The organism is Kitasatospora sp. NPDC094016, assembly GCF_040304045.1.
In the GTDB taxonomy this organism is placed as follows: Bacteria; Actinomycetota; Actinomycetes; order Streptomycetales; family Streptomycetaceae; genus Kitasatospora.
In genome coordinates, this window is sequence record NZ_JBEOUK010000002.1 from 254,964 (window position 1) to 271,984 (window position 17,021).

The following is a 17,021-nucleotide window of genomic DNA, read 5'->3' on the forward strand; positions in this document are numbered from 1 at the left end:
CGCAGGGCGCGGCAGACGTCGAGCCCGTCCATGACGGGCATCATCACGTCGAGGACCAGGAGGTCCGCCGGGCCGCGCCGGGCCTGCTCCAGCGCGGCCCGGCCGTCGTGGACGACGACCACGCGGTGCCCTTTCCGCTCCAGGTACAGGCGGGCCAGGTCGGCCTGCTCGGGATCGTCCTCGACGACCACGACATGTGCCTCCGGAGGTACTCCCACCGGTTCCTGACAGCCTCTCGACAAGTTCCTGACATCGACGGACCAGGGTGGTGGAACCCGCCGGGGGAGTGCCCCGGCCCAGCCTCCGAAAGGCTCCCGCGTCATGCCCTCCCGCCGCCTGGTGTCCCTCACGGCCCGCGTCATCGGGGCCGCCCTGCTGCTGTCAACCGTCCCCGCCGCCGACCGCAAGGCCGCCCCCCTGGTGGCGGCCGCCACCGTCCTCGGCGTCGCCCTGACCACCGTCCCCGCGGGAGCGGTCGGGATCGGGGACCCGTACTTCCCCGACGACGGCAACGCCGGCTACGACGGGGCGGACCACGACGTCCGGATCGCCTACGACCCGGCGCGGCCCGACCTGTTGACGGGGGACACGACCGTCACCGCCCGGGCCCTGCGGTCGCTGGACCGCCTCTCCCCGGACCTCAAGGGCTTCCAGGTCTCCTCCGTCACCGTGAACGGCACCCCGGCGGAGTCGGCGCAGCTGCATCAGCGCCCCTGAGCTGCGGGGTCGGGACACGCGCGGAGGCGGGGAGCGTGGACGACGACTGCCCTGGACGGCTTTGTCCATCAGTCGTGAACATTTCGCAGTCGTGAACATTTCGATTCGCCCGTTCTCGTGGACAGAGCCACGCGACCAACGACGAGGAGACATCATCGTGAGACAGCTCTCACGCGCACTGGCGGCTGCCCTGGCAGCCGTAGCGCTGGCTGCGGGTGCGCCAGGGCCGGCGCACGCGCAACCGGTTACCGAGTCCATACCCGGCGCGCCGCCGGGCGCCTTCGGGGAGCGGCTGCCGGAGGGGTGGCGGGTCGAGGGCGGGGAGCTGATCTGGAGCTCGCCCGAGCCCGTGGGCATGGGCGGCGCCCTGGTCAAGTTCCGCTCGGGGGAGCGGACCCTCGGCGTCCCGAAGCCTTCCCCCGACCAACGCACCTTCCGGCTCCCCCTCGACGGGGCGAGGGTCGGACCGGTGAGCGAACTCCAGGTGGTCGCCGGTTCGCGGCGGCTGGACGCCGCAAGGGCCGACGAGGCACCTGGTCACCTGCGCTCGTCGGCCGTGGCGGCGCCCCAGGACCTGTTCCCCGCCAACCCGGTCGACCCCGGTGTCGCCGGTGCGTTCCACACCATCAGCGGCGAGTACACCCTGGAGTCGGTGAGGCTGCCGGGCTACGCCGAGCCCGTGGAGATGCGCGCCACGGTCGTCGGCCCGACGGACGCGCCGGGGAAGCGACCGCTGGCGCTCTTCCTCCACGGCCGCAATGCCACCTGCTACGAGCCCGGCAAGAACAGCGCGGGCATGGAGTGGCCGTGCAAGCCGGACAAGAAGGAGGTCCCGAGCTACCGCGGCTTTCTGTACGACCAGGAGCGCCTGGCATCCCAGGGCTATGTGACGGTTTCCATCTCCGCGAACGGTGTCAACGCGCAGGACGGCCGCGCGGCCGACTTCGGGGCGCAAGCCCGTTCGTCCCTGGTGCGCCAGCACCTCGCCCGCTGGGCGGAGTGGGGTGCGAACCCCGCGAAGGCCCCCGAGGCCGTGCGCGCGACGGAGCCCGCAGACCTCTCGAAGGTACTCCTGGTCGGCCACTCCCGGGGCGGCGAGGGCGTCAACCTGGCGGCTCTCGACAGCGTCTCCCCGCCGCCGCCCGCCGAGGACGGCTACCGGGGGCCGGTGGACTGGCGGATCCGCGGCACCGTCCTGATCGGCTCCACCAGCTTCGGCCAGAACCCCGCGCCCGACGTGCCCTCCATGGCCGTCCTGCCGGGCTGCGACGGCGATGTGAGCGATCTTCAGGGCCAGATCTACCTCGACGGCACCCGGGGCATCGGCCAGGGCACGGCGCTGCACAGCGCGGTGTACATGGTCGGCGCCAACCACAACTTCTTCAACACGGAGTGGACGCCCGGCCAGGCCGAGGCCCCGGCCGCCGACGACTTCTGGGACGACAGGAACAACCCGGACCCGGTCTGCTCGCCACAGGCCGAGACCCGGCTGAGTGCCCAGCAGCAGCAGACGGCGGGCGCCACCTACATCGCCGCGGCCGCGCGGCTCTTCCTCGCGGGCGACGACCGGGTCCGCCCGCTGCTCGACGGCTCCGACCGGAGCGCGCCCTCGGCCGGCCCCGTCCGGGTGCTGACCCACGCCGTCGGCGGCAACCGCACCCCGGCGATCCGGCCCGACGACCCGCTCTCGGTGACGAACGGGCGCGTGTGCCAGCAGATCACGACGAACACCACCCAGGCCTGTAGGACGGACTCCGGTCCCGGTAGGTCGCCGCACTTCGCGTCCTGGGCGGACACCACCAGTGAGCCGGGCCGCAACGCGGTCACGGCCCGCTGGACCAAGCCGGGCACCCCGGTCCGCCTGACGCCGGAGCACTCCTTCTCACTGGCGGGCTCCGACGCGCTCGCCCTGCGGGTGATGGTGCCGCCGAACACCCGGGGCACCCGACTCGACGTCGCCCTCACCGACACCTCCGGCAAGCGGGTGAAGCTCGGCCAGGTCACCGTCGACGGCCTTCCCGGCTCCAACTCGACGGCCGCGCACTGGGCGCGTGAGGTCCGCGTCCCGCTGAAGGCCGCCGTCAGCGCCGGTGTCGACCTGAAGCAGGCGCAGTCGCTGGAGCTCATCCCGCGCAACAGCTCCGGCGAGCTCTGGCTGATGGACGCCTGGGGCTGGCGCCCCGGCACCCCGGCGGTGAGCCCCGTCGCGCTCCCGCGTGTCGACATCGGCAAGCTGACGGTCAAGAAGGGCGGCTCCGGCACCCGCACCTACAACGTGCCCGTCCAGGTCGCCGGCGAGGGCACCGGCGTGATCAAGCTCGCCGTCCGCGACCCGGAGACCCACGAGTCCACCGTCCACACCGAAACGGTGAAGGCCGGCGGCTCCGTAGGCGTGTCGATCACGGTCAAGGGCAGTACCCGCTACAACCACGACCTCCGCCACGAGGTTGCGGCCAAGGCGGTGAGCGGCACGGCGGTCGGCAGCGCCTTCGGGGGCGTGCTCGTCGAGAACGACGTCCCCATGCCCACGGTCACCGTGACCCCGGTCGCCGACTCGGTCACCAAGGGCCAGAAGCTCACCTGGAAGGTGGAGCTCTCGGAGCCCGCCGACACCACCATCGAGACGCGGTTCGACTTCCAGCCGGTGAGCGAGGGCACGGAGCTGTCCACGAAGGACGTCGACAAGGAATGGCTCTCCAAACTCGGTGAACAAGCCGACCCGGAGCGGCCCCTGTCCGCGAACAGCCCCTCCCTCTGGGTGTCCGTCCCCAAGGGCGGGACGAGCACCGAAGTGTCCGTGCCCACGCTCCCCAACGCGCTGACCGGGGCCGAGAAGTCCCTGCGGATGCAGGTGTACATCCTCAAGGAGGACCAGTGGCTGGACGGCCCCCTCCTCACGGGGAAGGTCACGGGCGCGCGCCAGGGCTGACACCCTGGATCCACGTCCCACCCTGACGGTGCCCGAGCGCACCACCCGGACCATGGCACCGGCCCCCGCCGCAGGGGCCGGTGCCATCGGCGTGAGGGGCCACGCGGGGGCCACGGAAACCTGCTTCCCCCTCGACGGCCACTGCGGCGCCCTCCGAGCGACGGGCAAGAACGGCGCCGGGACCGGACGGACAGCCGGTCCGTGCGGCAGCGGCCCTTTGCGCCGCCGATGGCCGCCACCCCCGCTGGGTGACGGCCACCGAACAGGGCTCACACCGTGGTCACTAGCACGACCACGGCGTGGTGACGTGGCCCGTCACGGTGTCCACCGCCACCGTCCTGCCCTCGCTGGGAATGCAGAAGTAGTAGGTGGGATGCGGGTTCTGCACGACGGGCTCATTGAGGTACAGGGGCTTGAATGCGCCGGTGTGCCCGGCCTTGACGGCCAGATCGTGGGCCTGGACCTCCGTCATGGTGAACGGGGAGATGGCCTGGATCCCGATGGGGACGCGCCACGGCTGCGTGCTCTGGTACTGACCGGTGGTCGAGTACTTGTACTCGAAGGACGGCTCCGAGCCCTTGGCCCGGAAGCGGATCCACCAGGCCTGGACGTCATTGGGGTTGGTCGTGGGTGTCAGCAGGACGGCGTCCGCGTCGTAGAACTGCGAGCCGGGGTGCTCCTGCTGCGCCTTCGCCTTGGCCTCCCGCACGATCTGTGTGAGCGGGAGGTGGGGTGCCGCGCTGGCGGGGGACGGGGCGATCGGCAGCAGCGACAGGGCCGTGGTGGTCGCGGCGAGCCCGATCCGTGCCCGAAGGCGGCGGCGTGATGTCCGGCACCCGTTCAGTGCGGGTGTCGCGGGCGTGCGGGCGGTGCGCGTGGTGTTCATGTCCTTCATCTCCTTCGACCCGGACCCTGCGTGGTCACGGTGGAAGTCGACTGCCGGGTTCGGGGTGAGCGGTGGCCGATGGGCGAGAGGTCCTCGGTCGGGCTCCGCGGGGATGCAGTCTCCCGGGGTCCAACGCTAGGAGGGTCTCCGGGCGCCGTCTCCTGGCCGTCATCCTCGCTGAGCCGAACAGGCGAACCTCTCACCCGGAGCGATGCCCGTCCGGGGTTTCGCCGCGCGGTCCCGGCCGGTGGGCCCGATCCTGTGCCGCCCCTTGATCATCGCTGGCTGTTACATGGCGGTGGCAATCCGCGCACAATCGATACGGTGAGTGGGAGCGTCCCTACGGATGACAGTGCCCGAACCACACGGACCGTGTCCTCGGGCCGAACGACCACCTCCCCCTGAGAAGGGCCCACGCAAGACGCTCGGCTGGGAAACCTCAGCCGAGCGCCCGCATGAACTGCTCGCGGCCTGATCGACACGACCACGTGGTGCAGCGCCCCCTGAAACCGCCGTGGTAGCGGGCCTCACGCCCGTGGCGGGACGGCAGGCGAGCTCAGAGCTGGGTCTCGCCGCCATCCACGGCCAGCTCGATGCCGGTGGTGTACGTGGCATCGAAGGCGAGGAATGCGGCCGCCTTGGCGAACTCTTCGACCGTGCCGTAGCGCTTCATGGGGTTGCTCGCGGTCCGCTCCGCCCTGAACTGGTCGGCGGCCTCTTCGGACAAGTTCATCGTTTCCAGAATCCCCGAGTCGATGGGACCCGGGCTGATCGCATTGACACGGATTCCCCGCGGAAGCAGCTCGCGGGAGAAGGAGCGGGCCATCGAGCGCAGCGCCGCCTTGCCGGCCGCGTAGACGCTGATGTCCACCATGCCGATGGCGTTCGCGATCGAGGTGGTGAGGACGATGCCGGCGTTCGCGCTCAGCAGCGGGGCGAGCTTCTGCACAGTGAAGAAGGCGCCCTTGACGTTGATCGCGAACAGCGCGTCGTACACGTCCTCGGTCGTCGACTCGAGGGGCGTGAGGGGTGAGATGCCGGCGTTGACGAACAGAGCCTCGATCGAGCCGAGCTCGCTCCTCACACGGCCGGCGAGCATATCCAGGTCGGACAGTGAGGCCACATCCGCCCGGACGGCCACGGCATTCTCGCCGAGCCGCTCGCGTGCCGCGTCGAGCTTGGCCTGAGAACGGCCGGTGATCACCACGCGGGCTCCGCCTTGCACCAGCAGCTCCGCCAGCGCGAGCCCCATGCCGCTGCTGCCACCCGTGATCACCACATTCTTTTCGCTGTACTTACCCATGACCGAGGCTGCTCCGTTCCATCGTCAAAACATGTCGATATATCTGGATGTCGCTGTTCATGAAGCGAATCAGCCGAGGGTTTCGATCTTCATGTCCCCTGTGGTGACCGTGCGGATGTGATCGCTGGCGAGCATGCCGTGCGGATTGCCGAGGTCGATGGCGCTGACCTCATCGAGGCGGGCCAGCTGGGAAGGGGTGAGGTCGACCTGCAGAGCACCCAGATTGTCCTCCAGCTGCGCGATGGTGCGGGCGCCGATGATGGGTGCCGTCACGCCCGGGGCGTTCAGGGTCCAGGCCAGTGCGACCTGGGCGGGTGTGCGGCCCAGCTCCGAGGCCACCTCCTTCACCGCATCGGCAATGGCGAGGTTGCGGTCGGTGACCGATCCCAGGGCGACGTTGAGGCTCTTGCGGCTGCTGGCGGTCTCGCCGACCACGGAGCCCGCCTGGTTCTGGTCCTCCCGGCTGTACTTGCCGGTGAGCACCCCGCCGCCCAGCGGGGAGAAGGGGACCACGCCGAGTCCCATCTCGCGTGCCATCGGGATCAGGTCACGCTCCGCGGTGCGCTCGATCAGGCTGTACTCGGTCTCCAGCGCGACCAGTGGCGACCAGCCGCGCAGGTCGGCGATCGCCTGCATGCGCGACACCTGCCAGGCCGGGGCGCTGGAGATCGCCACGTACAGCACCTTGCCCTGCCTCACCAGGTCGTCCAGGCCCCGCAGGATCTCCTCCACCGGCGTCCTGAAGTCCCATACGTTCACGTAGAGCAGATCGATGTAGTCGGTGTTCAGCTGCTGCAGACTGGCTTCCACCGACGCCAGCATGCTCTTGCGGTGGGTACCCCCGGAATTCGGGTCACCGGGCCGGCGCAGCGTCGAGTACTTCGTCGCCAGCACCAGCTTGTCGCGGTTGGTGCGGGCGAATTCGCCGAGCAGTCGCTCGGAGCTGCCGTTGGTGTAGGTGCTGGCGGTGTCGAAGAAGTTGCCGCCGAGCTCGGTGTAGCGGTCGAAGAGCTTGCGCGCCTCGTCGCGCTCGGCGCCCCAGCCCCACTCGGTGCCGAAGGTCGCCGTGCCCAGCGCCAGCGGTGAGACCCGGAGTCCGGAGCGGCCCAGCAGCCGATAAGTGTCGAGAGTGAGTGCCATCGTGTTCTCCTGTGAGGCGTGGTTCGTGGTGTCGCCGGCCACGGTGATGTCCTGGCCGGTGATGTAGCCGGCGGCGTCCGAGGCGAGGAAGGCGACTGCTTCCGCGACCTTCTGGCTGGATCCGAAGCGCTCGAAGGGGGCCTTCGAGCGCATGGCGTCCCGGGCGCTCTCGGACACCCCCGGCTTGTTGAGCTCGGCCGTCGCTCCGCCGATCCCGGTCGTTCCCCCGGTGATGAGAGCTGTAGGCATGGCAAACCCTTCGTTGCCGAAGCGATGGGTGAGACCGCCCGTAACCGGGGAACTCCCCGTTTGTCTCACCGTACACTGAAACGGGGACATCCCCGAATCGTTTTCGAGCCTCATCCGACACTCACGATCGCGAAGGTCATGACACCTCCACGCAGCACTCTGCGCGCCGACGCGCAGCGCAACCGCGAGCAGCTGATCGCCACGGCCGCCGAAGCCTTCGCGTCCGGACGCGCGGTCTCGCTGGACGCGATCGCCAAACGCGCGGGAGTGGGGAACGCCACCCTGTACCGGCACTTCCCCACCCGTGAAGATCTGGTCGAAGAGGTCTACCGGGGCCAGATCCGGTCCTTGCGCGAAGATGCCCGCACCCTGCTGGCCACCAAGCCGCCCACGCAGGCCCTCCACGCGTGGATGCTCCGATTCGCCGACTGGGCCGGTGAACGACGCGGCATCTGCGAGGCCCTGGTCGCCATGAGCGCGTCCGGCCGCTTCGGCACCGGACCGGTCTGCGACGAGGTCCAGCAGGTTCTGACGATGGTGCTCGAGGCCGGCGCCACAGCAGGAGAGCTGCGCAACGACATCGACCCGGTCGAGGTGGGCGGCATCCTCGCCGGTTTGCTCTCCGTGGCCGGCGCGCCCGAGCAGCGCCCCCAGCTGAACCGGATGCTGGACATCGTCGTCGACGGACTCAGGCCCCGCTAAGCGATACGCCGGCGGTTCGGCGATGCGTCGGCCGATGCCGGACGGCATGGCTGCGGCCGCGGCGGTCGTGGCGCCCCGGACTTTGGTGAGGACCGTCGGGATGGTTGCCCACGTTCGGCCCCGTCCCCGCCTACCGGTTCGACCTCTCCTGGCAGGTCACCGGCCAGCCCTACGACGCCACACCTACCAGGTGCGCGTACGGGCCGTCGCGGGCGACACCTGGAACGCGGCGGGGGAGGGCAGACCCCGCATCCCCGACGCCGTGGTCGTCCGGGAGCCGCACCGCCCGGGCACGCTGCCCGGCGGTCGGGCCGCCGGACCGCGGGCCGTCGCGGCCCGCTCAGCCCGGCAGCCGCAGGCGGAACAGCGCCCCGCCGCCGGGGGCGGCCTCGGCGGTGAGGGTGGCCCCGTGCGCGTGGGCGATCTGCCGCGCCATGGCGAGCCCGAGCCCGGAGCCGGGCAGGGCGCGGGCGGCGGAGGCCCGGTAGAAGCGGTCGAAGACGTACGGCAGGTCCTCGGGCGCGATGCCGGGGCCGTGGTCGCGGACGGTCAGTTCCAGTCCCGCGGTGAGCCGGACCTCGACCGTGGCGCCCGGCGGGCTGAACTTGGCCGCGTTGTCGAGGAGGTTGGAGACCAGCCGGGCCAGCCGGGCCGGCACGCCGGGGACGGTGCGCTCGGTGGTGGCGCGGCCCGCGTAGCCGTCCGCGTCGTCGTCCAGGGTGAAGGCGATCGCCGGCCAGTGGCCGCGCGCGGTGTCGACGCAGTGCTCGACGAGCCGGCCGACCGCGACCTGTTCGAGCAGCGGCTGCGGCTCCTCGTCGCGGGCCAGTTCGATGAGGTCGTTCACCAAGCCGGTCACCTCACGCAGCTGGCGATGCAGCGCGGCCGCCGCCCGCTCCCGCTGGCCCTCGGTCAACCGGTCGGCTCGGGCCAGCAGTTCGGCGTTGGTGCGCAGCGCCGTCAGCGGGGTGCGCAGCTCGTGCGAGGCGTCGGCGACGAGCCTGCGCTGGGCGGCCACGGACTGCTCCAGTTCGCCCAGCATGGTGTTGAAACTGCCGGCCAGCCTGGTCAGTTCGTCCTCGCGACGCCCGGGCGGCAGCTCGATCCGCAGCCCCGCGTCCCGGGTGTCGGCGATCCGCTCGGCGGTGCGGGTCAGCCGGGCGACCGGGGCGAGGGCGGTGCGGGCCACGGTGCGCCCGAGTACGGCGGCCAGCAGCAGGCCCGCCGCCGCGACGGCTGCCATCAGCGCGCCGGCCTGCCGCACCCCCTCCTGGACGCTGTCGGCGCGCAGCGCGACCTGGACGGCCTGCCGGGCGCCGGGCGGCGCCGCGATCATCGGGGTGGTGAGCATCCGGGCCGGGTGGCCGTCGATGGTGAGGTCGGTGAAGTAGCCGGCCCGCTGCCGGTTCGCGACCTGGCGGGTGGCCGGCGTGACGGGCAGCAGGTACGGCTCGGTCGGCGCCTTGCCGGGGTCGGCGGAGACGATCTGGGCGCAGGCCGGGGCGGCCAGGAAGTTGCACTCGCCGTAGACGACCTGCGGCCCCTGGTCGCGGTGCTGCTGCTGCACCAGGGTGGCCTGCTGGGTGAGGTGCTGGTCGAGCTGGTGGTTGAGCTCGTAGCGGACGATGCTGAACGCGGCCGCGCTGATCCCGAGCGCCACCACGGCGACCGCTGCCGTGCAGGCGAGCGCCAGCCGGGTGCGCAGCGGGCGCCGGCGCCGCCAGCGTGCGTGCGCCCTCAAGCCCGGTCCAGCCGGTAGCCGACCCCGTGCACCGTGTGCACGAGCCGGGGTTCGCCGCCGGCCTCCAGCTTGCGGCGCAGGTAACCGACGTAGACGGCGAGGGAGTTGGAGTCGGGGCCGAAGTCGGCGCCCCACACCCGCTCCATGATCACCTCGCGCGGGAGCACCTGGCCGGGGTGGCGCAGCAGCACCTCCAGCAGCGCGAACTCGGTGCGCGAGAACTCCACCGGCCGCCCGGCCCTGCTCCCGGTCCGGGTGGCCGGGTCGACCTCCAGGTCGGCGAAGCGGTAGCCGGGGTCCTCGGCGGCCGGGGCGCTGCGCCGCAGCAGGGCGCGCAGCCGGGCGGTCAACTCGTCCAGCGCGAACGGTTTGATCAGATAGTCGTCGGCCCCCGCGTCGAGGCCGTCGACGCGGTCGCTCACCGAGTCGCGCGCGGTCAGCACCAGGATCGGGAGCCGGTCGCCCAGGGCCCGCAGCCGGCGGCAGACGGCCAGCCCGTCGAGGACGGGCATCATCAGGTCGAGGACCATCGCGTCGGGCTGCCAGCCGGCCACCTCGCTCAGCGCCGCCAGCCCGTCGGCGGCGCCGCGCACCTGGTAGCCCTCGACGGCCAGCCCGTCCTCGACGGCGGCCCGTACCTCCGGATCGTCGTCGACGACCAGCACCCTTTGCCCGTTGCTCATGCGGGCAACCCTCTCAGAACGAATCTGAGAAACCTCTTAGCTCGCCCGTCTCCCCTGCCGACGACCCCCGCAGAACGGCTCTGAGAAGTCTCTTAGGCGGCCTCAGCAAGCTCGACGGCATGCGGACAGAACACGGCAACCACGCCCACCACGATCCGGCCCGCCCCCTGTCGGTGGTGATCGGCGCCGGCGGCACCGGCGGACACATCTACCCGGGCCTCGCGCTGGCCGAGGCGCTGCGCAGAGCCGACCCGCGGGCCGTGATCTCCTTCGTCGGCACCGAACGCGGACTGGAGACCACCCTCATCCCGCAGGCCGGCTACCGGCTGCACACCGTCGACATGATCCCCTTCGACGCCTCCCTCGGCGCGCGCCGCTACCTGCTGCCCGCGGCGCTGCTGCGCTCCGGCCGGGACTGCCGGGAGATCCTGCGGGCCCAGGGCGCGCAGGTCGCGGTCGGCATGGGCGGCTACCCGAGCGCGCCGGTCATCGTCGGTGCCAGGATGGCCGGGCTGCCGAGCGTGGTGCACGAGTCGAACGCGGTGCCCGGGCGGGCCAACCGCTTCGCCGCCCGGCTCACCCCGCACATCGCGCTCGCCTTCGACCGCACCCGCGAGCACCTGCCCGCCGGCCGCTCGGCACAGACCGTCGGGATGCCGCTGGTCGGCGCCGTCGCCCAGCTCGACCGGGCGGCGCTGCGCGCCGAGGCCCGTCGGCACTTCGCCGTCCCGGACGGCGTCCGGCTGCTGGTCTTCAACGGCGGCAGCCTCGGCGCCGCCCGCCTCACCGCGGCCGCCGTCGAGCTGGCCGGACGCTGGCGCCACCGCACCGACCGGCGGCTGCTGATCAAGACCGGCCCGGCCGCGCTGGCGCAGGTCCGGGCCGCGCTGGACGGCAACCCCGCGGCGCACGCCGTCGCCTACCTGGACCGGATGGACTTCGCCTACGCGGCCGCCGACCTCATGGTGTGCCGGGCCGGCGCGGCCACCGTCGCCGAACTCTCCAGCCTCCGGATGCCCGCCGTGCTGGTGCCCTACCCGCACGCGCCGCACGACCACCAGACCCACAACGCGCGCGTCCTCTCCGACGCCGGCGCCGGCCTGCTGCTGCCGGACGGCGAGTGCACCGGCGAACGGCTGGCCGCCCTGGTGGAACCGCTGCTCGCCGATCCGGCCCGGCTCGCCGCGATGGCGCAGGCCGCCGACCCGGGCGAGCACGCGCGTGCCGCCGACCTGCTGGCCGCCAAGGTGCTCCGCGTCATCGGCCGGACCCCGGCGCCCGCGCCGCCCGCCGTCCCGGCCCCCGTCCCCGGTCCGTACGACCGCTGACCGCTTGACCGCTGACCACCTGACCGCTGACCACCTGACTGCTGACCACCTGACTGCTGACCGCCGACCACCCGCCCCGAACCACCGGAGGACCACAATGAACCGCCCCGCCCACCCCAACACCCCCGCCGCACACCAGGACTGGACCGGCCGGACCGTCCTGGTCACCGGCGCCGAAGGCTTCATCGGCAGCACCCTCGTCGACCTGCTGGTCGCCCGCGGCGCCCGCGTCCGGGCCCTGGTCCACTACAAGCCGTACGCCGAGCGCGGATACCTCGCCCACTACCTGGCCGACCCCGACAGCCCCGTCGAGATGCTCGCCGGAGACGTCCGCGACGCCGGCCGGGTCCTGGACGCCGTCGCCGGCTGCGACACCGTCTTCCACCTCGCCGCGCTGATCGGCATCCCCTACAGCTACCAGGCCCCCGAGGCCTACGTGCAGACCAACGTCGTGGGCACCCAGAACGTCGCCGCCGCCTGCCTGCGGCACGGCGCCCGCCTGGTGCACACCTCCACCAGCGAGGTGTACGGGACCGCGATCACCGCACCCATCGACGAGCACCACCCGCTCCAGCCGCAGTCCCCGTACTCCGCCTCGAAGATCGGCGCGGACATGATGGCACTCTCCTACTGGCACGCCTTCGAACTGCCGGTCGCCGTCGTCCGCCCGTTCAACACCTACGGCCCGCGCCAGTCCGCCCGCGCCGTCATCCCCACCATCCTGGCCCAACTCCACTCCGGCGCACGGGAGATCAGGCTCGGCTCGACCACCCCCACCCGGGACTTCACGTACGCCACCGACACTGCGGAGGGCTTCCTGGCCATCGCCCGCGCCGACCGCGTGCTCGGCGAGACGGTCAACCTCGGCACCGGCAGCGAGGTGTCCATCGGCGACCTGGCCAAGGCCCTGATCGTCGCCTCCGGCCGGGACGCCGACATCGTCGTCGACCCGACCCGGCTGCGCCCCGGCGGCAGCGAGGTCGAGCGGCTGCTCTCCGACAACCGCAAGGCGCGCGACCTGGCCGGCTGGCAGCCCCGGGTCGGCCTGGACGAGGGCCTGCGCCACACCTCGGACTGGGTCGCCGAACACCTGCACCTGCTCGCCCCGGACCGCTACCAGGTCTGACGCCGCACCCTGCGGCCAACTGGCCTGTCGGGCAGCGGCCTTGGTGCCGGAGCCGACCACCGGCTCCGGCACCGAGATCCCGATCAGGCCCGACGGACGCACCCGCCCCCGAAGCCCTCGCATTCGGCCGACTGCTGGCGCAAATCGCTGGCCCGACGCGTTGGTGACTGCCAGACTCGCCCCGTGCGAGCGATCGTCGAGGAGATGGCCAACCGCCTGGCCGAGGTGCCGGGCGTCGTCGGAGTCATGCTCGGCGGCAGCCGGGCCCGCGGAGAGCACCGGCCGGATTCGGACTGGGACCTCGGCGTCTACTACCGTGGCGGGCTCGATCTCGCCGCGTTGCGCGCGCTGGCCGGCCCCGAGGTGGAGGTGGCAGGCCCGGGCGGCTGGGGCCCGTGGGTGAACGGCGGCGCGTGGCTGCACGTCGACGGTGTGGCGGTGGACTGGATCCTGCGGGACGTGGACCGGGTCGAGCAGGTGTGGGCGGACTGCCGCGAGGGCCGGTACGAAGTCGGCGTGCAGGCAGGGCATCCCCTCGGCTTCTGGTCGCCCTGCTACGCGGGCGAGGTGGCACTCGGCCAGGTCCTGACCGACCCCACCCGCGAGCTGACGAATCTTCAACAGCTGGCCGAGGCCTACCCCGAGCCGTTGCGAGAGGCCTTGACGGCGGGAGCCTGGGAGGCGGAATTCCTGGTCGCCGCCGCAGCGAAGGGCGCGGTACGGGCGGACACGCTGTACGTCTCGCTCTGCCTGTCCCGCGCCGTCGGCGTACTGGTGCAGGCGATGTTCGCCGACGACCGGCGCTGGTGCCTCAACGAGAAGGGCGCGCTGGCCGCCGCCGAGACGCTACCGGCCGCGCCGACCGGCTTCGGCCCGCGAGTCCGCCACCTGCTGGGGGCGCCCGGAGCGAGCGCCGAACTGCTGGCGGCAACGGTGGCCGAGGCGCGGCTGCTGGTCGAGGAGACCATTGCCGCGCTCCGGAGCCGCACCGAGTAGCGGCACGGAGGACCGGGAACCTCCGGCGCGGAGTTCTTCGTCAACACCCGGCCATGAGGTCTCCGGCGTCCAGGTCCTTCCTGGCCGACGGGCCCTGTGCCGGAGACCTCGCTCACCGCACGATCACGACACCCCCGCCGCTCTGGACTGCGCGGCGGCCCGCCCCGGGCGTCCGGAACCTGGCGCCGAGCTGTGGCCGACGCGCATCAGAGCGGGTCGATGCGGGCCTTGAGCAGGCAGAACTCATTGCCCTCGGGGTCGGTCAGGACATGCCACTGCTCCTGCCCGGTCTGGCCGATGTCGGCCGGGCGTGCGCCGAGCGCCAAGAGGCGTTCGAGTTCGGCGTCCTGATCGCGGTCGGTGGGGTTCACGTCGATGTGCAGCCGGGACTTGCCCGCCTCCGGCTCGTCCCGGCGACTGAGGAAGATCGTCGGCTGCGCACCGCCGAACCCTTCGCGCGGCCCGATCTCCATCGAGCCGTCGTCCTCGCGACCGAGCACGACGAAGTCCAGGACCTCGCACCAGAACCGCGCCAGCACCTCGGGGTCGCGGCAACCGAGCACCAACTCACCGATACGACACGCCATGACGAACACCTGCTCTCAGCCGGGGAACCGCCGGGGAGGCCACACGCGAACCGCACGGGCTCCCGGCAGCGAGACAACTCCGCGACCGTACCGGACGAGGCGAGCACGGTCGACATGATTTCCGGGCCGTGCGCCGAGCCCCGCGCCTGAACGAGTGCGGACGAGCCCGGGCGAGCAGCAGATGCACTTCCGGGCGCAGGTCTCGATCGATCAGCGCGTGCGTGCCGTTTCGCGCCCCTGATCGAGACGCGAGCATCACATATCGTATGCGTATCGCTACCGTTGGAATATGACGCACTCTCAAGTCCGCAGTCTCCTCGTTCGTGGGGTCGTGGCCTTCGTGCTCCTGGCTGTGCCCCTCGGAGCGCGGGCCGCCGCCGCGCCCAGTACGGGCGAGGACGCGCGGCCCGCCATCAGAAACCTGGCCCGCGGTGACCGCGACCTGCTGCAGCAGGCGGTGGACGCCCAACTCACCGCGAGCAAGGACGGTAAGCAGACCGCCGCCAACGAGATCACCTACCCGGACGGGGCGGTGGTGGTCCTGCCGCTGCCGGGCGAGGCGCAGGCTCCGCCGTGGAGCGGGGACCATCACCGTCGGTCCGCCAGGGGCGCGGACTGGAAGAAGTGCCCGGCCCCGACCAGCGAACCCTCCTACTACTGCTTCTACGCCGACAAGAACTGGGGTGGCAGGAGGCTGCAGTTCAACCTCTTCCACGAGGACAGGCCGGTGTACTTCGCCGACTACGGGTTCCGCGACCAGACCAGCAGCTGGGTCAACACCGCCCGCGGCCTGGAGGTGATCGTGGACAACGACCCGGGCGACGGCCAGTGGCAGATGCTCTGGAAGGAGCCGCCGGAGTCCCTGTCCGCGTCGGTCGGCTACGACGACATGGCCGACCGCTTCTGGGCCGTTCGCCAGTAGCCCTACCGCGCGCCGACCGAGGCGGGAGGGGAGATCGTGCCTGCGGTGACCGGCTCCGGCGTGACCATGATGTAGGTCGGGGCCGGAGCGGTCTCCCGGGCGCGGGCCGTGTACCAGCCGGCGCCGAACGCGAGGATTCCGATCAGAAGGCCTGCGAGGGCCATGGTGACGTACTGCGGTTTCATGGCCCCAAGGGTAGAGCGCTCGTGGTCAACTCCCGTACCGCCACGGCACGATGGGCCCCTCTCGCGTCAAGCGCAGTTGACGCGAGAGGGGCCCATCAGGTCGAGGGAGCCCCCGCGGGGGAGGAAGGCCACCGCCCGAAGGCGCGTGACCGGGCGCTGCGGCGAACCTACGCGGTCAGCGCCCCCGGCCCCGGGGCCGGTTCGAGGTCGCCCGGAGTCCACGAGCGCCGGAACTCCCCGAGGGCGGCCCGGAGTACGGCCATCAGCGCCAGCAGCATCAGCACGCCGTGGGCCGGCATCGACAGGTACGGCGACACGCTGGGGGCGATGAACTTGAGGTAACTGCCGAAGGACGACAGCTGGACCAGGACCGGCACGTACCAGAGCCGCCGGGGCAGCTGGAAGGCGATGATCACGCTGATCACGTCCGCCACGTAGAAGTAGCGCTCGTGCATGGACGGCAGCAGGAACGGCACCGCGATCGCGAAGACGGCGGCCAGCAGCAGGAGCCCCGTGTCCGTGAGCTTCGGCTGCCCCTCCCGTACTGCCGGTCCGTTCTTCGGCGCCGCCGCCCCGCCGGCGCGGCGGATGGCCCAGACCGCCAGCCCGATCAGCACCAGCACCAGCGCGCCCGCGACCAGCACACCTGCGTGCCGTACGCCGTCCTGCTCCTCGAACGGCACCGAGACGAACTGGTAGACCGACGGCGCGTTGAGCGTGAGGTCCTTGTACGTGTCCGGCTGCCGGGCGTACACCGTCAGCAGCTGCCAGGGGTCGGAGCCGAGCAGCATGGCGGGGATGTCGAGCGCCACGTACACCGCCGGGATGGCCAGCAGGCTTCGCCACGGGATCCGTCGCGCCAGCACCAGGACGAGCAGGAGCGGGAACAGGAAGATCGCCTGGAGCTTGAACGCCAGCGCGATCCCGAAGAACGAGCAGGCCCACCAGGGCCGGTCGCGCAGGATGTGGTAGACGCCGCCGACCAGGAAGGTCGTGAAGATCGCGTCGGCCTGGCCCCACCAGCCGCTGTTGGTCACGACCGTGGGGAGGAAGAGGACGATCACCGCCGCGCCGAGGGCCCGCCAGGGCTGCTGCGGCGACCGCAGGGAGACGATGCGGAACGTGTAGTACGCCAGCGCCAGGTCGAACAGGATCGAGATGCACTTGATGCCCGTCAGCGCGGCCACCGGAAGGTAGGTGAGCGCGGCCATCAGGTACAGGTAGGGGACGTTGTAGTCCGAGAAGCCGGTGCCGCTGAGAGCGTGGAAACCGCCGTTGTTCGCGATGTACTGGTACCAGGGCCCGAGGAAGTAGTAGAAGTCCGTCGACTCGTTGTCCAGCATCAGGATGCGGACCGAGAGTGCGGCCATCACCGCCGCCATCGCGGCCAGAATCAGGACCGTGGGGTCGGCCGTGCTCTGACGCGGCTCCTCGGCGGTTATCTCGGACATCGGTCTCCATTCGGGTCGGCGGTGCGGCGGGCCGGCCGGGGTGCGTGCCGTGGGTCGGACGGCGGGGCCGGTACCG

At 71.8% G+C, this 17,021-nt stretch carries 15 protein-coding genes and 1 pseudogene; 7 read left to right on the forward strand and 9 right to left on the reverse strand.

The features are described from left to right. Positions 1-11 precede the first annotated feature (11 nt). Positions 12-362: pseudogene (locus ABT015_RS02910) on the reverse strand (response regulator); the annotation flags it as partial. On the opposite strand from ABT015_RS02910, the gene ABT015_RS02915 reads away from it, so the two are divergent. Continuing rightward, entirely contained in the window at positions 322-717 is a 396-nt protein-coding gene (locus tag ABT015_RS02915; protein WP_350876091.1) for a hypothetical protein, read from the forward strand. The pseudogene ABT015_RS02910 and the gene ABT015_RS02915 sit on opposite strands and share 41 nt — an antisense overlap. A gap of 157 nt (positions 718-874) precedes the next feature. Further along, positions 875-3,646 (forward strand): alpha/beta hydrolase, encoded by a 2,772-nt coding sequence (locus ABT015_RS02920; RefSeq protein ID WP_350876093.1) that lies wholly within the window; start codon positions 875-877, stop codon positions 3,644-3,646. Positions 3,647-3,929: 283 nt separating this feature from the next. Here the strand turns inward: ABT015_RS02920 and ABT015_RS02925 are convergent, their stop codons facing one another. The 3 genes from ABT015_RS02925 to ABT015_RS02935 all read right to left on the reverse strand — a co-directional run bounded on the left by ABT015_RS02925 (position 3,930) and on the right by ABT015_RS02935 (position 7,224). Then, the gene (locus tag ABT015_RS02925) at positions 3,930-4,532 is read right to left on the reverse strand and encodes a hypothetical protein (protein ID WP_350876095.1); all 603 of its coding nucleotides are present in this window, start codon (positions 4,530-4,532) and stop codon (positions 3,930-3,932) included. A gap of 556 nt (positions 4,533-5,088) precedes the next feature. Then, positions 5,089-5,835 (reverse strand): SDR family oxidoreductase, encoded by a 747-nt coding sequence (locus ABT015_RS02930; RefSeq protein ID WP_350876097.1) that lies wholly within the window; start codon positions 5,833-5,835, stop codon positions 5,089-5,091. Between the two features lie 69 nt (positions 5,836-5,904). After that, the gene (locus ABT015_RS02935) at positions 5,905-7,224 is read right to left on the reverse strand and encodes an aldo/keto reductase (protein ID WP_350876100.1); all 1,320 of its coding nucleotides are present in this window, start codon (positions 7,222-7,224) and stop codon (positions 5,905-5,907) included. 138 nt (positions 7,225-7,362) lie between these two features. On the opposite strand from ABT015_RS02935, the gene ABT015_RS02940 reads away from it, so the two are divergent. Next, entirely contained in the window at positions 7,363-7,926 is a 564-nt protein-coding gene (locus tag ABT015_RS02940) for a TetR/AcrR family transcriptional regulator (protein WP_350876102.1), read from the forward strand. A gap of 340 nt (positions 7,927-8,266) precedes the next feature. On the opposite strand, the gene ABT015_RS02945 is transcribed toward ABT015_RS02940, so the two are convergent. Both ABT015_RS02945 and ABT015_RS02950 read right to left on the reverse strand, forming a co-directional pair. Continuing rightward, positions 8,267-9,667, reverse strand: coding sequence for a sensor histidine kinase (locus ABT015_RS02945; protein WP_350876104.1), 1,401 nt, complete (start codon positions 9,665-9,667; stop codon positions 8,267-8,269). Further along, the gene (locus ABT015_RS02950) at positions 9,664-10,350 is read right to left on the reverse strand and encodes a response regulator transcription factor (RefSeq protein WP_350876106.1); all 687 of its coding nucleotides are present in this window, start codon (positions 10,348-10,350) and stop codon (positions 9,664-9,666) included. Before ABT015_RS02950 ends, ABT015_RS02945 begins: the two co-directional genes overlap by 4 nt. 119 nt (positions 10,351-10,469) lie before the next feature. Here ABT015_RS02950 and ABT015_RS02955 point away from each other — a divergent pair, with 119 nt between their 5' ends. From ABT015_RS02955 to ABT015_RS02965, 3 genes are all read left to right on the forward strand, one after another. Further along, positions 10,470-11,678 carry a UDP-N-acetylglucosamine--N-acetylmuramyl-(pentapeptide) pyrophosphoryl-undecaprenol N-acetylglucosamine transferase gene (locus ABT015_RS02955; protein WP_350876108.1) on the forward strand — a complete coding sequence of 403 codons (1,209 nt, stop codon included), beginning with the start codon at positions 10,470-10,472 and terminating at the stop codon, positions 11,676-11,678. A gap of 97 nt (positions 11,679-11,775) precedes the next feature. Continuing rightward, a complete protein-coding gene (locus ABT015_RS02960) occupies positions 11,776-12,804 on the forward strand; it encodes an SDR family NAD(P)-dependent oxidoreductase (protein WP_350876110.1) in 1,029 nt (342 codons plus the stop codon). Positions 12,805-13,008: 204 nt separating this feature from the next. Further along, positions 13,009-13,800: a nucleotidyltransferase domain-containing protein gene (locus tag ABT015_RS02965; RefSeq protein ID WP_350876336.1), complete on the forward strand. Its 792-nt coding sequence runs from the start codon at positions 13,009-13,011 to the stop codon at positions 13,798-13,800. 206 nt (positions 13,801-14,006) lie between these two features. Here the strand turns inward: ABT015_RS02965 and ABT015_RS02970 are convergent, their stop codons facing one another. Further along, positions 14,007-14,387 (reverse strand): VOC family protein, encoded by a 381-nt coding sequence (locus ABT015_RS02970; RefSeq protein WP_350876112.1) that lies wholly within the window; start codon positions 14,385-14,387, stop codon positions 14,007-14,009. A 289-nt stretch (positions 14,388-14,676) separates the two neighbouring features. On the opposite strand from ABT015_RS02970, the gene ABT015_RS02975 reads away from it, so the two are divergent. Beyond that, the gene (locus ABT015_RS02975) at positions 14,677-15,309 is read left to right on the forward strand and encodes a peptidase inhibitor family I36 protein (RefSeq protein ID WP_350876114.1); all 633 of its coding nucleotides are present in this window, start codon (positions 14,677-14,679) and stop codon (positions 15,307-15,309) included. A gap of 2 nt (positions 15,310-15,311) precedes the next feature. Here the strand turns inward: ABT015_RS02975 and ABT015_RS02980 are convergent, their stop codons facing one another. Both ABT015_RS02980 and ABT015_RS02985 read right to left on the reverse strand, forming a co-directional pair. Next, positions 15,312-15,494, reverse strand: coding sequence for a hypothetical protein (locus ABT015_RS02980; protein ID WP_350876116.1), 183 nt, complete (start codon positions 15,492-15,494; stop codon positions 15,312-15,314). A 167-nt stretch (positions 15,495-15,661) separates the two neighbouring features. Continuing rightward, positions 15,662-16,945, reverse strand: coding sequence for a glycosyltransferase 87 family protein (locus ABT015_RS02985; protein ID WP_350876118.1), 1,284 nt, complete (start codon positions 16,943-16,945; stop codon positions 15,662-15,664). Positions 16,946-17,021 lie beyond the last annotated feature (76 nt).

What these genes read in the sequence shown, in the direction of transcription:
- ABT015_RS02915 (WP_350876091.1), top strand. Translation starts at nt 322, where the DNA reads ATGCCCTCCCGCCGCCTGGTGTCCCTCACGGCCCGCGTCATCGGGGCC.
- ABT015_RS02925 (WP_350876095.1), bottom strand. Translation starts at nt 4,532, where the DNA reads ATGAACACCACGCGCACCGCCCGCACGCCCGCGACACCCGCACTGAAC.
- ABT015_RS02930 (WP_350876097.1), bottom strand. Translation starts at nt 5,835, where the DNA reads ATGGGTAAGTACAGCGAAAAGAATGTGGTGATCACGGGTGGCAGCAGC.
- ABT015_RS02935 (WP_350876100.1), bottom strand. Translation starts at nt 7,224, where the DNA reads ATGCCTACAGCTCTCATCACCGGGGGAACGACCGGGATCGGCGGAGCG.
- ABT015_RS02940 (WP_350876102.1), top strand. Translation starts at nt 7,363, where the DNA reads ATGACACCTCCACGCAGCACTCTGCGCGCCGACGCGCAGCGCAACCGC.
- ABT015_RS02950 (WP_350876106.1), bottom strand. Translation starts at nt 10,350, where the DNA reads ATGAGCAACGGGCAAAGGGTGCTGGTCGTCGACGACGATCCGGAGGTA.
- ABT015_RS02955 (WP_350876108.1), top strand. Translation starts at nt 10,470, where the DNA reads ATGCGGACAGAACACGGCAACCACGCCCACCACGATCCGGCCCGCCCC.
- ABT015_RS02960 (WP_350876110.1), top strand. Translation starts at nt 11,776, where the DNA reads ATGAACCGCCCCGCCCACCCCAACACCCCCGCCGCACACCAGGACTGG.
- ABT015_RS02965 (WP_350876336.1), top strand. Translation starts at nt 13,009, where the DNA reads ATGGCCAACCGCCTGGCCGAGGTGCCGGGCGTCGTCGGAGTCATGCTC.
- ABT015_RS02970 (WP_350876112.1), bottom strand. Translation starts at nt 14,387, where the DNA reads ATGGCGTGTCGTATCGGTGAGTTGGTGCTCGGTTGCCGCGACCCCGAG.
- ABT015_RS02975 (WP_350876114.1), top strand. Translation starts at nt 14,677, where the DNA reads ATGACGCACTCTCAAGTCCGCAGTCTCCTCGTTCGTGGGGTCGTGGCC.
- ABT015_RS02980 (WP_350876116.1), bottom strand. Translation starts at nt 15,494, where the DNA reads ATGAAACCGCAGTACGTCACCATGGCCCTCGCAGGCCTTCTGATCGGA.
- ABT015_RS02985 (WP_350876118.1), bottom strand. Translation starts at nt 16,945, where the DNA reads ATGTCCGAGATAACCGCCGAGGAGCCGCGTCAGAGCACGGCCGACCCC.